Origin of the sequence: Pseudomonas sp. WS 5079 (genome assembly GCF_012985465.1) — a bacterium.
GTDB lineage: Bacteria > Pseudomonadota > Gammaproteobacteria > Pseudomonadales > Pseudomonadaceae > Aquipseudomonas.
Map to the genome: position 1 here is coordinate 862,056 of NZ_JAAQWN010000002.1, position 14,245 is coordinate 876,300.

The 14,245-nt window shown below is 63.2% G+C and carries 16 protein-coding genes; 11 read left to right on the forward strand and 5 right to left on the reverse strand.

The window, feature by feature from the left end:
- The first annotated feature begins 22 nt into the window (after positions 1-22).
- The 3 genes from HBO05_RS08500 to trxA all read left to right on the forward strand — a co-directional run bounded on the left by HBO05_RS08500 (position 23) and on the right by trxA (position 2,115).
- Positions 23-478: a YbaY family lipoprotein gene (locus HBO05_RS08500; protein ID WP_169951333.1), complete on the forward strand. Its 456-nt coding sequence runs from the start codon at positions 23-25 to the stop codon at positions 476-478.
- Positions 475-1,131: a 50S ribosomal protein L11 methyltransferase gene (locus HBO05_RS08505; RefSeq protein WP_170041645.1), complete on the forward strand. Its 657-nt coding sequence runs from the start codon at positions 475-477 to the stop codon at positions 1,129-1,131. The genes HBO05_RS08500 and HBO05_RS08505 overlap by 4 nt, the downstream gene beginning before the upstream one ends.
- Before the next feature lie 111 nt (positions 1,132-1,242).
- On the forward strand, positions 1,243-2,115 hold the full coding sequence (trxA, locus tag HBO05_RS08510) for a thioredoxin (RefSeq protein ID WP_172312333.1): 873 nt from the start codon (positions 1,243-1,245) through the stop codon (positions 2,113-2,115).
- Here the strand turns inward: trxA and HBO05_RS08515 are convergent.
- The gene (locus HBO05_RS08515) at positions 2,112-2,459 is read right to left on the reverse strand and encodes a hypothetical protein (RefSeq protein WP_172312335.1); all 348 of its coding nucleotides are present in this window, start codon (positions 2,457-2,459) and stop codon (positions 2,112-2,114) included. The genes trxA and HBO05_RS08515 overlap by 4 nt on opposite strands.
- Positions 2,460-2,594: 135 nt before the next feature.
- On the opposite strand from HBO05_RS08515, the gene HBO05_RS08520 reads away from it, so the two are divergent.
- The 5 genes from HBO05_RS08520 (at position 2,595) to HBO05_RS08540 (ending at position 6,776) form a co-directional block, all read left to right on the forward strand.
- The gene (locus HBO05_RS08520) at positions 2,595-3,188 is read left to right on the forward strand and encodes a DUF2796 domain-containing protein (RefSeq protein ID WP_172312337.1); all 594 of its coding nucleotides are present in this window, start codon (positions 2,595-2,597) and stop codon (positions 3,186-3,188) included.
- A 135-nt stretch (positions 3,189-3,323) separates the two neighbouring features.
- On the forward strand, positions 3,324-4,034 hold the full coding sequence (locus HBO05_RS08525; protein ID WP_169951343.1) for an ABC transporter ATP-binding protein: 711 nt from the start codon (positions 3,324-3,326) through the stop codon (positions 4,032-4,034).
- A gap of 1 nt (position 4,035) precedes the next feature.
- Positions 4,036-5,301 (forward strand): ABC transporter permease, encoded by a 1,266-nt coding sequence (locus HBO05_RS08530; protein ID WP_172312339.1) that lies wholly within the window; start codon positions 4,036-4,038, stop codon positions 5,299-5,301.
- An 11-nt stretch (positions 5,302-5,312) separates the two neighbouring features.
- On the forward strand, positions 5,313-5,831 hold the full coding sequence (locus tag HBO05_RS08535; RefSeq protein ID WP_169951347.1) for a DUF3299 domain-containing protein: 519 nt from the start codon (positions 5,313-5,315) through the stop codon (positions 5,829-5,831).
- 246 nt (positions 5,832-6,077) lie between these two features.
- Positions 6,078-6,776 (forward strand): OmpW family outer membrane protein, encoded by a 699-nt coding sequence (locus HBO05_RS08540; RefSeq protein WP_029299417.1) that lies wholly within the window; start codon positions 6,078-6,080, stop codon positions 6,774-6,776.
- A 167-nt stretch (positions 6,777-6,943) separates the two neighbouring features.
- Here the strand turns inward: HBO05_RS08540 and HBO05_RS08545 are convergent, their stop codons facing one another.
- On the reverse strand, positions 6,944-7,828 hold the full coding sequence (locus HBO05_RS08545) for a sugar nucleotide-binding protein (protein WP_169951349.1): 885 nt from the start codon (positions 7,826-7,828) through the stop codon (positions 6,944-6,946).
- 304 nt (positions 7,829-8,132) lie between these two features.
- On the opposite strand from HBO05_RS08545, the gene HBO05_RS08550 reads away from it, so the two are divergent.
- The 3 genes from HBO05_RS08550 to HBO05_RS08560 are packed head-to-tail and all read left to right on the forward strand — an operon-like array spanning position 8,133 to position 11,118.
- Entirely contained in the window at positions 8,133-8,912 is a 780-nt protein-coding gene (locus HBO05_RS08550) for an endonuclease/exonuclease/phosphatase family protein (RefSeq protein WP_170058488.1), read from the forward strand.
- A complete protein-coding gene (gene clsB / locus HBO05_RS08555; RefSeq protein ID WP_172312341.1) occupies positions 8,909-10,153 on the forward strand; it encodes a cardiolipin synthase ClsB in 1,245 nt (414 codons plus the stop codon). The genes HBO05_RS08550 and clsB overlap by 4 nt, the downstream gene beginning before the upstream one ends.
- Complete coding sequence (locus tag HBO05_RS08560; RefSeq protein WP_172312343.1) at positions 10,150-11,118, forward strand: lysylphosphatidylglycerol synthase domain-containing protein; 969 nt, start codon at positions 10,150-10,152, stop codon at positions 11,116-11,118. Before clsB ends, HBO05_RS08560 begins: the two co-directional genes overlap by 4 nt.
- 6 nt (positions 11,119-11,124) lie before the next feature.
- Here HBO05_RS08560 and HBO05_RS08565 read toward each other — a convergent pair whose 3' ends face one another.
- From HBO05_RS08565 to HBO05_RS08575, 3 genes are all read right to left on the reverse strand, one after another.
- Positions 11,125-11,880 carry an alpha/beta fold hydrolase gene (locus HBO05_RS08565; protein WP_169951359.1) on the reverse strand — a complete coding sequence of 252 codons (756 nt, stop codon included), beginning with the start codon at positions 11,878-11,880 and terminating at the stop codon, positions 11,125-11,127.
- Positions 11,870-12,979 carry a DUF3182 family protein gene (locus HBO05_RS08570; RefSeq protein WP_170058491.1) on the reverse strand — a complete coding sequence of 370 codons (1,110 nt, stop codon included), beginning with the start codon at positions 12,977-12,979 and terminating at the stop codon, positions 11,870-11,872. The genes HBO05_RS08565 and HBO05_RS08570 overlap by 11 nt, the downstream gene beginning before the upstream one ends.
- 248 nt (positions 12,980-13,227) lie before the next feature.
- Positions 13,228-14,211, reverse strand: coding sequence for a GlxA family transcriptional regulator (locus HBO05_RS08575; RefSeq protein ID WP_172312345.1), 984 nt, complete (start codon positions 14,209-14,211; stop codon positions 13,228-13,230).
- Between the last annotated feature and the right edge of the window lie 34 nt (positions 14,212-14,245).

Below are 14,245 nucleotides of genomic sequence, written 5' to 3' on the forward strand. Positions count from 1 at the left end.
TTTGCCCTTTTTGGAGCCGTACATGCCGTTACGACCGCTGGTTTTACTCACAATGTTCAGTTTCCTGGTCGCGTGCAGCAGCGAAGCGCCAAAACCAGCGGCCCCGCAACCCACGCCGCAACAAGAGAAAAAAATCCCCGGCCAGGAACCGCTAGGGCCATTGCCGGCCTACCAGCGTGAAGTGAGCGGCACCCTCAACGGCGTACCGGCCGGCGCCGAAGTGGAACTGGCACTGCTGGTGATCGACGACCGCAGCCGCCCGCAACAACTGCTGGCCAGCAGCGTGCTGATCGGCAACAACAAACCGCTGGCCTTTCGCCTGCGCTTCAACCCGCAAGCGTTCCCCGCCGGTGCCCGCGTTGAGCTGCGAGGGCGTGCCAGCCAGTCCGGGCAGTTGATCCTGCACCTGCCGGCGGTGCGCATCCAACAGCCGATCACCCAGACCACCGGGCCGCTGCAACTCGTTCGCGCACCATGACGCCACCGCTGCACCTGCAACGGGCCTTGAGCGAACTGATCGGCGACGCGCAACTGGTGCCCTGCCCGTTACCGGGCACCGACCTGTCGTTGTGGCTGCTGGACGCCGACAACATGGACCGCGCCTTCAGCCCCGAAGAAACTCGGCGCATCCTCCATGAGCCGCCCTACTGGAGCTTCTGCTGGGCCAGTGGCCTGGCACTGGCCCGCTACCTGGCCGCCAACCCCGAGTGGGTGGCGGGCAAGCGCGTCCTGGATTTTGGCGCCGGCTCCGGGGTGGCAGGGATTGCCGCCGTGAAAGCCGGCGCCCTGGAAGTGGTGGCTTGCGACCTCGACCCACTGGCACTGGGCGCCTGCCGTGCGAATGCGCAACTCAATGGCGTAACGCTGGGTTATTCGGCGGATTTTTTTGCCGAAGCCGATCGTTTCGACCTGATCCTGGTGGCCGACGTGCTGTACGACCGGGCGAACCTGCCGCTGCTGGATCAATTCCTCACACGCGGACGGCAAGCATTGGTCGCCGATTCGCGGGTACGCGATTTCCAACATCCCGATTACCAACGGCTGGGGATCCTCGAGGCGCTGACGCTGCCGGACCTGGCGGAGCCTTGGGAGTTTCGTAAAGTGAGTCTGTACCATTCGCGCAGGTCTTGAGGCCATCGCCGGCAAGCCGGCGCCTACAAAGCCTGTTTGACCTGCCCACGCTTTCAGCCAACCCCACCAAGCCTTATAGTTGCCCCATTCCCGCTTTCTTCGAGATACCCCATGAGTGAGCCCACGCCCTACATTTTCGATGTCACCACCGCCACCTTCGACCAGGCGGTCATCGAAAACTCGTTCCACAAACCCGTGCTGGTGGATTTCTGGGCCGAATGGTGTGCGCCGTGCAAGGCGTTGATGCCGTTGCTGGCGCAGATTGCCGAGAGTTATCAGGGCGAGTTACTGCTGGCCAAGGTCGATTGCGAAGCCGAGCAGGATATTGTCGCGCGCTTTGGCATTCGTAGCCTGCCGACCGTGGTGCTGTTCAAGGACGGCCAGCCGGTGGATGGGTTTGCCGGGGCCAAGCCCGAGTCTGAGATTCGCGCACTGCTGGAGCCCCATGTGCAGATGCCGCCACCGGCTGAGGCGGACCCGCTGGAACAGGCCCAGACGCTGTTTGCCGAAGGCCGGATCAGTGAGGCCGAGGCGGTGCTGGTGGCTTTGCTCGGTGAAGACAACACCAACGCCGCCGCGTTGATCCTTTACGCCCGCTGCCTGGCCGAGCGTGGCGAACTGGGCGAAGCGCAGGCCGTGCTCGATGCGGTCAAGAGCGACGCGCACAAGGCGGCCCTCGCCGGCGCCAAGGCACAGATCACTTTCCTGCGCCAGGCGGCCGACCTGCCGGACACCGCTGACCTCAAGGCACGCCTGGCGCAGAACCCGCAAGACGATGAAGCGGCGTATCAACTGGCCGTGCAGCAATTGGCCCGCCAGCAATACGACGCGGCGCTGGAAGGCTTGCTGAAGTTGTTTATCCGCAACCGCAGCTACAACGAAGGCCTGCCGCACAAGACGCTGCTGCAAGTGTTCGAGTTGCTGGGCAACGACCACCCGCTGGTCACGGTGTATCGCCGCAAGTTGTTCGCCGCGCTGTACTAATCCGCGATCCAACTGTACTGCGGCGTATCCCCGCCGCTGGACACCTTCACCTTGGCGCTATGGCGCAAGCGCACTAGCAGGCGCTTGCCGGCCTGGGCGCTGCCGGCCAGCGCTTCGAGGCGATCCGACAACTCCAACCCGCTGAGTTGCCCGGCCTCGCGCAGCAGGTCCTGGGCGGCCTGCCACAGGTTTTCATCCTGATTGGCCGGCGCAGCGGCGGGCACTGCATCCGGCGCCGGCGTGGCCGTCTGCAGGTGCACGCCCAACCGCGCCCAATCGCTGTCGTCCAGTTCCAGGGTCAAGTCCACGGGCAGCTCGCCGATGGTTCCACGAATTCGCATCATTGCTCGTCCTCCAGCACTTTTCTGACGAGCATGCTCCCACGCGTCTTGCGCAACGCCAAGCAGAGGGTCAAACTCTCGGCACTTTTGTTATAAGATCACATAACAAAATCTTCATTCACGCCCTGGAGTCTCCCTATGCGCCGCCTGTTGCTCGCTTTGCCGTTTGCCCTGTTGCCACTGGCCGCCCAGGCCGCCGACGAACATAACCACGATCATGACCATGAACATGGCAGCCTGGACGCCCACGAACACGGCGTTGGCCGCCTGAATGCGGTGCTGGACGGCAAGGCGCTGGAACTGGAGCTGGAAAGCCCGGCGATGAACCTGGTGGGTTTCGAACACCTGGCCACCACCAACGCCGACAAAGCCAAGGTCGCCGCCGCCCGCAAGCAGTTGGAACAACCGCTGGTGCTGTTCAGCCTGCCCAAGGCTGCCGGTTGCGTGGTCAGCACCCAGGAGCTGGAAAGCCCGCTGTTTGGCGACAAGCCAGACGATGATCATGACCACGCCACCGATGGCAAAGGCGCGGCCGCCCATGACCACGATCACAGTGAAATCCACGCTCACTACCAGTTCACCTGCGCCAACCCCACTGCGCTGAAAAATCTCGACCTGGCGAACATCTTCAAGACCTTCCCCGCCACCCAGAAAATTCAGGTACAACTGATCGGCCCAAGCGGCCAGCAGGGTGTTGAAGCAACGGCGGCTGCCGCGACCCTGAAATTCTGACCCCACACGGTTGATGTAGGAGCTGGCTTGCCTGCGATGGCATCGACGTGGTGTCACTGATACACCGCGTCGGCTGCATCGCAGGCAAGCCAGCGCCCACAGGTGACCGCGCTCTGCAGGTGATATTGAGTTCCCATGACCCAAGCACTGATCGAACTGTCCGACCTGGGCTTTAACTGGCCCGGTCACCCGCAGTTGCTGGACATCCCGGCGTTTCGCCTGGAGCCGGGGGAAACCCTGTTCCTCAAGGGCCCCAGCGGCAGCGGCAAAACCACCTTGCTCGGCCTGCTGGGCGGGGTGCAGACACCCAGCCGTGGCAGCATCCGCCTGCTGGGCCAGGAGTTGACCGACTTGTCGGCCGGCGCCCGTGATCGGTTTCGGGTCGACCACACCGGCTATATCTTCCAGCAGTTCAACCTGCTGCCGTTTCTCTCGGTCCGCGAGAACGTCGAACTGCCTTGCCACTTCTCCAAGCTGCGCGCGCAGCGGGCGATCCAGCGCCATGGCAGTGTCGACCAGGCCGCCGCGACCCTGCTCGCACACCTGGGTCTCAAGGACCCGGACTTGCTCGGGCGCCGCGCCGATGCGCTGTCGATCGGCCAGCAACAACGGGTGGCCGCCGCCCGGGCATTGATCGGCCAGCCGGAACTGGTGATCGCCGACGAACCGACCTCGGCCCTGGACCACGACGCCCGGGAAGCCTTCCTTCAACTGTTGTTCGCCGAATGCCGCGAGGCGGGCGCCAGCCTGTTGTTCGTCAGCCATGACCAGAGCCTGGCTTCGCTGTTCGACCGCAACCTGTCGCTGGCCGAGCTCAATCGCGCCGCCACGCCGCTCGAGGTTTGAGATGTATTTGTTCCGTCTAGCCATGGCCAGCCTGGCAAACCGCCGCTTTACCGCGATCCTCACCGCCTTCGCCATCGCCCTGTCGGTGTGCCTGTTGTTGGCGGTAGAGCGCGTGCGTACCGAGGCCCGCGCCAGCTTTGCCAGCACCATCAGCGGCACCGACCTGATCGTCGGCGCCCGTTCCGGCTCGGTCAACCTGCTGTTGTACTCGGTATTTCGCATTGGCAACGCCACCAACAACATCCGCTGGGACAGCTTCGAGCACTTTGCCGCCAGCCCGCAGGTGAAATGGGCGATCCCCATGTCCCTCGGCGACTCCCATCGCGGCTACCGGGTGATGGGCACCACTCGGGCCTACTTCGAGCATTACCAGTACGGCCGCAAGCAAAACCTGCAATTGGCCAGTGGCCGCGCGTTTGATACCGACCCGTTTGAAGTGGTGCTCGGCGCCGAAGTGGCCGACGCCCTGCACTACACGCTCGGAGACAAGCTGGTGCTGGCCCACGGCGTGGCGGTGGTCAGCCTGGTCAAGCACGATGACAAGCCGTTCACCGTGGTCGGTATCCTGCAACGCACCGGCACCCCGGTGGACCGCACGCTGCACATCAGCCTCGGCGGCATGGAGGCGATCCACATCGACTGGCACAACGGCGTGCCGGCCCAGGGCAAGGGCCGGATCAGTGCCGACCAGGCGCGTAACATGGACCTCACGCCGCAAGCCATCACCGCGTTTATGCTGGGGCTGAACAACAAGATTTCGACCTTTGCCCTGCAACGGCAGATCAACGAATTCCGTGGCGAGCCGATGCTGGCGATCCTCCCCGGCGTGGCCCTGCAAGAGCTGTGGAGCATGATGGGCACCGCCGAAAAAGCGCTGTTCGTGATCTCGCTGTTTGTCGTGCTGACCGGGTTGATCGGCATGCTCACCGCAATCCTCACCAGCCTCAACGAGCGCCGCCGGGAAATGGCGATCCTGCGCTCAGTGGGCGCACGGCCGTGGCACATTGCGAGCCTGCTGGTTTTCGAGGCGTTCGCCCTGGCACTGGCCGGAGTGGTCGCGGGGGTCGGCCTGCTGTATGTGTGCATCGCCGCGTCCCGTGGCTATTTGCAGGCCACTTACGGCCTGGACCTGCCGCTGGCGCTGCCCAGCCCGTATGAATGGACGCTGCTCGCCGGTATCCTGGCCGCTGCCCTGCTGATGGGCAGCGTGCCGGCCTGGCGCGCCTATCGCCAATCGTTGGCCGATGGTCTGTCGATCCGTTTATGAGGAAGGCTTTGATGCGCCGTGCCCTGCTTGCGCTGTTATTGATGGCGGCCCTGCCCGCCTGGGCCGAGGCGCCCCGGGACTTGTCGTGGCAAGAAATGATTCCGCCGGATGCGCCGGTGGAAGTGCCGAATATGACGCCGCTGCACGACCTGTCGAACATGGCCGACGCCCTGTCGGCGGAAGCCGCGCCAGCGGCCAGGCAGGACTTGCCCAATGCGCCAGTGGTGGCCACGCTGAACGGCCAGCATATCCGCCTGCCGGGTTATATCGTGCCGCTGGAGGTCAGCGAGGCAGGCCGCACCACCGAGTTCCTGCTGGTACCGTACTTCGGCGCCTGCATCCATGTGCCGCCACCGCCGTCGAACCAGATCGTGCATGTGCGCAGCGAGATCGGCGTGAAGCTGGAAGAGCTGTACCAGCCGTACTGGATCGAAGGGCAGATGCAGGTCAAGCCGTCCACCAGCGAATTGGCAGATGCTGGCTATCAGATGGAGGCCGAGAAGATCTACATCTATGAGTTGCCGGAATAGCACCACCAATCAAATGTGGGGCTTGTGTGGGAACGGGCTTGTCGGGTCGCCGCATCGCCGCGGTGGCGGTGGGTCAGCGACAAATGCAGCGACTGACAGTCTGCAATCGCGGGCAAGCCCGCGCCCACACTGTTGATTGGCGGCGGACTTGGCTGATCACCGTTTCATTGAGCTGAGTCAAAAGCCCCGCCGCAGCGATCTTTACCATTGGACACAGCCAACTAAAAACGTCCTTTGGAGCCACCCATGCACAAGTCACTGCTCAGCGCTTCCCTCTTCGCGCTTGCACTCGCCGCCCCTCTCGCCCACGCCCACGAAGCTGGCGACATCCTCGTTCGCGCCGGTGCCATCACCGTTAACCCAAAGGCCGACAGCGGCAGTGTCAAGGTTGACCAGGGTCCATTGGCCGGCACCAACCTGGGCGGCAAGGCGACCATGAGCAGCGACACGCAACTGGGCCTCAACTTCGCCTACATGCTGACCAACCACGTCGGTATCGAGCTGCTGGCGGCCACGCCGTTCGAGCATGATGTGAAGATCAAGAACACCGCCCTCGGCGCCGCCAACGGCAAGCTCGGTACCCTCAAGCACCTGCCGCCAACCCTGAGCGTCGTGTACTACCCGCTGGACAGCAAGTCGGCGTTCCAGCCCTACGTCGGTGCCGGTATCAACTACACCTGGATCTATGACGAACACGTCGGCAGCCGCGCCCAGGGCGAAGGCTTCAGCAACTTCAAGGCCGAGAACTCCTGGGGTTGGGCCGCGCAGATCGGTGCGGACTACATGATCAACGACAAGTGGATGATCAACGGCCAGGTGCGCTACATCGACATCAGCACCAAAGCCACCGTGGACAACAACGCCCTGGCGGCGGGTACTCGTGCCAAGGTCAATGTGGACGTGGATCCAATGGTCTACATGGTCGGTATCGGCTACAAGTTCTAAACCCGGCTTAATAAACGCCACAAAAAATGTGGGAGCTGGCTTGTGTAGGAGCTGGCTTGCCTGCGATAGCATCGCCTCGGTGTCTTTGATAGACCGAGGTGTCTGCATCGCAGGCAAGCCAGCTCCTACATAAGCCGAGCTTCCACATTTTTTTTGCGTTCTGTCAGCTAGTGATGCCGGTAGAAGCGGTCCAGCAACGCCGGCAGCCCCGCACGCCACGCCCGTGGCTTGATGCCGAATGTATGCAGGATCTTCTTGCAGGCCAGCACTGCGTGTTGCGGTTCGTCGGCGGCATCTGGCCGCGCGGCGTGGGCCTGGGCGGTCGGTGCTTCGACCGCCAGCGCATGGAAGTTACGCGCTTCGGTGAGGATCGCCTGGCCCAGGGCCACAGGGGTGGTCGCCTCTTGCCCCGCGTAATGGTAGGTGCCCCACAGCGGCGCCGCACAATCGAGCTGCTTGAGCACCGAGATAATCACCCGTGCCGCATCGTCTACCGGCGTCGGGTTGCCCCGTCGATCGTCGGCCAACAACAACTCCTCGGGTTTCTCGGCACGCGCCAGGAAACGCCCGAGCGCGCCGTCGACACTGTCATCGAGCAACCAGCCAAAGCGCAGCAGCACATGTTGCGGGCAGGTCGCGCGTACGCTTTGCTCAATGCGCCACAACGCCTGGCCGCGCAGGCCCAGGGGCACGGGTTCGTCTTTTTCGCTGTAGGCGGTGGCGCGCGAGCCATCGAACACCCGATAGCTGGACGGTTGCAGCAGGGTGATGTTGTGGTGCTGGCACAGTTCCGCCAGGCGCTCGACAGCAGATTCCTGCCCGGCCAGGCGCGCCTCGTTCACGCTTTCGGCCTGGAACCAGTCGAAATAGTAGGCGAGATTGATCAAGGCATCGGGACGGGTGTCGTCGAGCAATTGGGTAAGGCTGGCGGCATCCCAGCCGTCTTGTGGCGGGCGCGGGGCGAGGAAACCGATATCTTCCTCTGCACCGAGGCGAATCAGCGCCTGCCCGAGGGCATTCCCGCCGCCCAGTAACATAAGGCGCATTCGCATAGATTGAGCAGGCCCGGTCTGTTTGGAACGATGGCTATTATCGACAGGCGTTGATGCCGTGCCGTTAGTATTTGCCAGAATCGTTGCATTTTGCGGGTTTGTAGCGCAACCGTCACTTACTAAGTGGCGTTGAGTGGCGCTGCTTCCTCTTCAATCTGTGGCACGCGCTGCGCGATTGACGGCACAAGGCTCAGGCGCCTTCAGAGGGAGTGCCGTTGGTAGGATCGTCGAAACTTTCGCGCTAGCACCACAGTCAGCCGTTAACGAACGGAGGCCACTGCCCCGCCAACCCACGGGAGCCACCATGGCTGTGATTCCAGAATGGGTGCCTGTCACGCCCAGCGCTGCCATCACCCGCTTCAAGGTGCTGACGGTCAATACCCACAAGGGCTTCACTGCCCTCAATCGACGCTTCATCCTGCCGGAGTTGCGCGAGGCGGTGCGCGGTGTGGCGGCCGACGTGGTGTTCCTGCAGGAGGTGCACGGCACCCATGAGCACCATCCCCGGCGCTACAGCAACTGGCCGAGCATGCCCCAGTATGAGTTTCTCGCCGACAGCATCTGGCCGCAGTTCGCCTACGGGCGCAACGCGGTGTATCCCCATGGTGACCATGGCAATGCGCTGCTGTCGAAATTCCAGATCATCCGCTATGACAACCTCGACATCTCCCAGAGCGGCCACGAAAGCCGCGGGCTGTTGCATTGCATCCTGCGCCTGCCCGGCACCGGCCAGGAGGTACATGCCATTTGCGTGCACCTGGGTTTGCGCGAGGTGCACCGCCAACAACAGCTGAAATTACTGGCCCGGCGGGTTGCCGAGATTCCCGGCGAAGCGCCGCTGATTGTCGCCGGTGACTTCAATGACTGGCGCCAGCAGGCCGACCTGAGCCGCAGCGGCCTTAAGGAAGTGTTCGTGCAGGCCCACAGCAAGCCGGCGCGTACGTTCCCGGCGCGCCTGCCACTGCTGGCGCTGGACCGCATTTATGTGCGCAACCTCAAGGCCCATCAGCCGCAAGTGCTGACGGCGCGCCCCTGGTCGCACCTGTCGGATCACGCGCCGCTGTCGGTGGAGATTGAGTTATGAACAGCGCCGTGGAACACATCGCCACCGACCAGCCACCGGGTGACGCCAGGGCCAGGGACCTGGACTACGGCTGGCAGGCCGGTAACCAGGTGCAATTGCTGGAAAACGGCGAGGCGTACTTCCCCAAGGTGTTCGAGGCCCTGCGCCTGGCCCGCCAGGAAATCCTCCTGGAGACCTTTATTCTGTTCGAAGACAAGGTCGGCCATGAATTGCACGGGATTCTGATCGAAGCCGCGCAGCGTGGGGTGAAGGTGGTGGTCAGCCTCGATGGCTTTGGCTGCGGCGAACTGAGCCCCGGGTTTCTCGGCGAGTTGGCCCAGGCCGGGGTCACGGTGCAGATGTTCGACCCGGCGCCCAAGACCCTGGGGGTTCGTACCAACTGGTTTCGCCGCCTGCATCGCAAGATCGTGGTGGTAGACGCGGCAGTGGGGTTTATCGGCGGGATCAATTTTTCCGCCGACCATCTGGCGGACTTCGGCCCCGAGGCCAAGCAGGATTATGCGGTGCAGGTGATCGGGCCGGTGGTGGCGGACCTGCATCACTTTGCCCTCGCGCAAAGCGGCCGCCCGGTGCGCATGCGGCGCGGTTGGCGGCGCCGGCAACAACCTGCCTGGGCTGCGGAGGAAGGTGACGGCCTGGTGCGCCTGATCTACCGCGATAACCTGCAACACCGCTCGGATATCGAAGAAGCCTACCTGCACGCCCTGCGCCACGCCCGCCAGCGCGTGGTGATCGCCAATGCCTACTTCTTTCCCGGTTATCGCCTGCTACGGGAACTGCGCAATGCCGCGCGGCGCGGCGTGCAGGTGCAGTTGATCATGCAGGGCCAGCCGGACGTGCTGCTGGCCAAGCTGGCGGCGCGCATGCTCTACGACTATCTGCTCAAGGAAGGCGTGGTGATCCACGAGTATTGCCAGCGCCCACTGCACGGCAAGGTGGCCCTGGTGGATGAGCAATGGAGCACCGTGGGCTCGAGCAACCTCGACCCGTTGAGCCTGTCGCTGAACCTGGAAGCCAACGTGCTGATTCGTGACCGAGGGTTCAATCAACTGTTGTTCGAGCGCCTGCAAGACCTGAGCCGCAACCACTGCAAGACCATGCCGGAAAACCGCAGCCCCCGCGGCTGGTTGTGGCGGGTGACCGTGGGGTTTGTGGTGTTCCATGTGCTGCGCCATTTCCCGGCCTGGACCGGCTGGCTGCCCGCGCATAAACCGCGTTTGAAACCCTTTGTGCATCCATGAGCCAAGCCCGCGCGGATGATGCCCGCCCCCATGCGTTCAAACGCTGGAAGAAGCCGCTGACCGTCGCGTTCTTTGTGCTGCTGATTGTGCTGTTTACCCTGCTCGCGCGGCGTATCGACTGGAGCGAAGTGTTCGACACCCTCGGCGACTTCAAGCTGCGCACCCTGGGGATCGCAGCCGGGCTGACCCTGTGCAGTTTCCTCGTGTATGCGTGCTTTGACCTGATTGGCCGAACCTACATCCGCCAACCCTTGCGCTGGAAACAGATCCTGCCGGTGGGCATCATCAGCTATGCGTTCAACCTCAACCTCAGCGCCTGGGTCGGCGGGATTGCCATGCGCTATCGGCTGTATTCACGGCTGGGGGTGAGCAACGGCAACATCGCGAAAATCCTTGGCTTGAGCCTGGCCACCAATTGGTTTGGCTATATGGCCCTGGCCGGCGTGGTGTTCAGCAGCGGCCTGGTGACCATGCCGCCGGGCTGGAAGCTCAGTAGTGGCGCGTTGCAAGGTGTCGGGGTGTTGCTGGTATTGGCAAGCCTCGGCTATCTGGCTGCCTGTCAGTTCTCGAAGAAGCGCGCCTGGTCGATTCGCGGGATCGAGATCAACCTGCCGTCGCTACGCATGGCGTGCCTGCAACTGGCGCTCGGCGCGCTGAACTGGTCGCTGATGGCAGCGGTGATTTTCACCTTGTTGCCGGCGAAGCTGGACTACCCGCTGGTGCTGGGGGTGTTGCTGATCAGTGCGATTGCCGGCGTGGTCACCCACATTCCGGCCGGCCTTGGCGTGCTGGAGGCGGTGTTTATCGCGCTGCTGCAACATGAGGCCTCACGGGGCAGCTTGCTCGCCGGTTTGATTGCCTACCGGGCGATCTATTTTATCTTGCCGCTGCTGATCGCCCTGGTGATGTACCTCGCGGTGGAGGCGAAGGCCAAGGCCTTGCGGGTGAAAAAAACACCGGCGTGAAACGCATCATTGGGATTGGATGATGCTCAACCGCTCGCCCACCACCATCTCGGTGATCCAGTCCACCAGGATCGAGGTGTAGGCCTGCTGGGATACCGGGTCGCTCAATGAATGATCGCCACCGTCGATGATCCGGTGCGTCAGCGAATGGGTCTGCTGGCACGCAGCCCGGTAGCTCATGATGGTGGCGTGGGGCACATGGTCATCCGTTTGTGATTCGACAATCAGCACATCCCCGGTAAATGCAGCGCAGGCGTGCAGCGCGCGATTGGTCTCGGCCTGCACCAGGGTACTGCGGTAATCCATCAGGTCGGCTTTATCCAGGTCGCGCTTGGGGGTGTGCCATTGCTGGTCGCGATACAGCGCCGGCACCCGCAGTGCGAGCCAGCGCACCGGGCGCAATGAGGTGAGGATCGCCGCCAGGTAGCCACCATAACTGGTGCCCACCACCGCCACCGCCGAGGTATCGATGGCCGGGTGCGCCAGCAGTCGATCATAGGCCGCCAGCAAGTCCCGCAGGTTGTCGTCCCGGGTGACCCGCGACAAGGGAATGCCGTTGCCAGCATGCCCGCGCAGGTCAAAGGTCAGGCACACACAGCCAAGGCCGGCGATGCCCTTGGCCCGTTCCAGGTCACGCTCCTGGCTACCGCCCCAGCCATGCACAAACAACACCCCTGGCACTTTTGACTTGGGACTGAGGAAGGTGGCGCTCATCTGTTCGTCGTCGATATCAATGGTGATGGTTTCGCTTCTAGCCGTCATAGGATTTGACCGTTACGTACTTGAGAAGAAAGTCGCTGTTTTCTGCCGGGCCGCGATAAATCTCGATGGCATTGGCGGGCAAGGACTGCTCGATATAGGTCTCTACGGACGAGACGCGAATCGCACGCAGGCCGGGGTCGTTGATAAAACTCTGCAATGCCGCCACCTCCGCGCTGCTGGCACCGCCCATGCGCCAGGATTGCTCGAGCACCCCGCTGCGGCGCTGGCCTTGGCTGTCCAGGCCCTGGGCGATGTCGTAATTGCGCCGCGAGGCATAGAAACCAGGATAGGCCTCATCGGCGGCGTTATCGAAGACTTGTGCCTGCTCAATGGCCAGGCGCACGTCCTCGTTGAGCGCCAGGGCCAGCAATGCTTCGTAATAACCCGGCACCACCAGCAGGTCGGAGCCGCCGTAGACCGCCTCGCCCTGCCCGTCCTGGGTCAGGTACTGCTCGCCGCAGTAACTGAATACATGCCCGCCGATAAAGCTCTGGCCGACACTGTGGGTCACTACGTCCTGCAGGTCTTGCTCCAGCACCACGCCTTGGTCGAACAGCTGCGCTGCATCGGCACGGGCGAGGATTGCATGCAATTGCTCGAGGTTGTCGACCACCTCCTGACCACGACCGGCGCAAGCATGTACCGGCTTCAGGCGAATCGGCCCGAGCGCCAGCAACTGGATGGCGGCAGCGCGGGCATCTTCCACGCCATACACACTCCAGCCGTCGAGCACCACGGCGCGCACCCGCTCGGCAAACAGCGGCGACCAACCCTCGGGCGCCAGGGCAGCCGTGTCATGCAAGCCATGGGTGATGGCCTTGGTGCAGATGAAATCGTGGTCCACATAACCGCCCCACAAATCCTCCGGTCCCTTCACCCCCAGGCTGAGTGCCTGGGCCGGCCCGACCAGGGTCTGGGTAGGCAGCAAGTACAGATCGGTATGGGCATGCAGCTCGGCGCTGTAGCTGCCGCCGTAGTCGAGCCCGAGGATCTGCGCCAGCCAGCGAGCGAGGGCGCGGTTGCTTTCCACTTCATGGAGCGGGGCATCGGGCCGGACCGAGTGCGCCACCACGATTTTTTTGCGGTTGGTCGGGGTCATGCGTCCCCCTTGGGCAAGGCTTGCGGGTGTGTAGCGCAAAGGTTGCAGGGATCAGGCCAAGGCGCGGCCCAGGCAAAGGGTTGGTGGATCAAGCGGTTAGGGGAAGAGCAGTGGCATTTGGCCTGCTTCATTTTGCACGAAGGGCGATGGAGCGGCCGGCGTTCTGCACGATCCAGGGCGCGCAGGCGATCAAAAATGTGGCGGCGGGCTTGCTCGTGCCCACATTGGTGGGGTGGCGTTTCCGGCAATCAAGCGGGGGCCTTCACGCCAAATCGGTTGCGGTAATCGCTGGGCGCAAGGCCGGTGATTTTCTTGAAGATCGCGCGAAAGGCGCTCGGGTCTTGATAACCCACGGTCCAGGCAATCTGATCAATGGTGGTATTGGTGAACTCAAGCATCTGCCGCGCCTTGCCGACCCGCAGGTGCTGGCAGTATTGGGTGGGTTTCAAGCCGGTGGCATTGCGAAAACGGCGCAGGAAGGTGCGCTCTTCCAGGCCGGCCGCCTGGGCCATCGCCGCAAGCGAGACATCCACCGCACCACTGGCCTGCAACGCGTGCTGGACCTTGAGGATCGCTCCGTCACCATGGCTGAGAATCGGTGCAAAATTGCTGCCGCACTGGCTGGCGCTGTCGCTGTGTTCAATCACCAGAAAGCGCGCGGTGTCGGCGGCGATGCTGGGGCCCATGAGACGGTCGACCAGGCGCAGGCCCAGTTCGGACCAGGCCATCAGCCCGGCGGTGGTGATCAAGTCGCCGTCGTCCACTATGGGTTTGTCGGCCTCCAGGCGCACCGCAGGAAACCGGCTGGCGAAGGTGTTGGCCGAAGACCAGTGGGTGGTGGCGCTGCGCCCATCGAGCAAACCACTGCGCGCCAGCATGATCGAACCGATGCATACGCCCCCCAGCACGGTGCCGGTCGCATGCTGCTCGCGCAGCCAGTGCAGCAGCGCGGGCGGCGCCTGCTCTTCGCAAAACTCGCCAATCGACGGCGGCACCAGCACGGCCATCAAGGGTTGATCGGGACCGGGCTGGCTGTCGAAACCTCGAACAGGGGTACCATCGTCATTGACCTGCCAGTGGCTGACACGTAACAAGGGCAACTGCTGGCTCTGATGCTCGGCGGCAATGCGATTGGCGACGCCAAACAAGTCGGTCAAGCCATGTACTGCGGCCATCTGCGCACCGCGATAAATCAGCACGCCGAGCTCGACGATCGAGCGTTCCAGAGCCATTGTCAGTTTTCCCCCTGTTATTGTCGGTACGGCC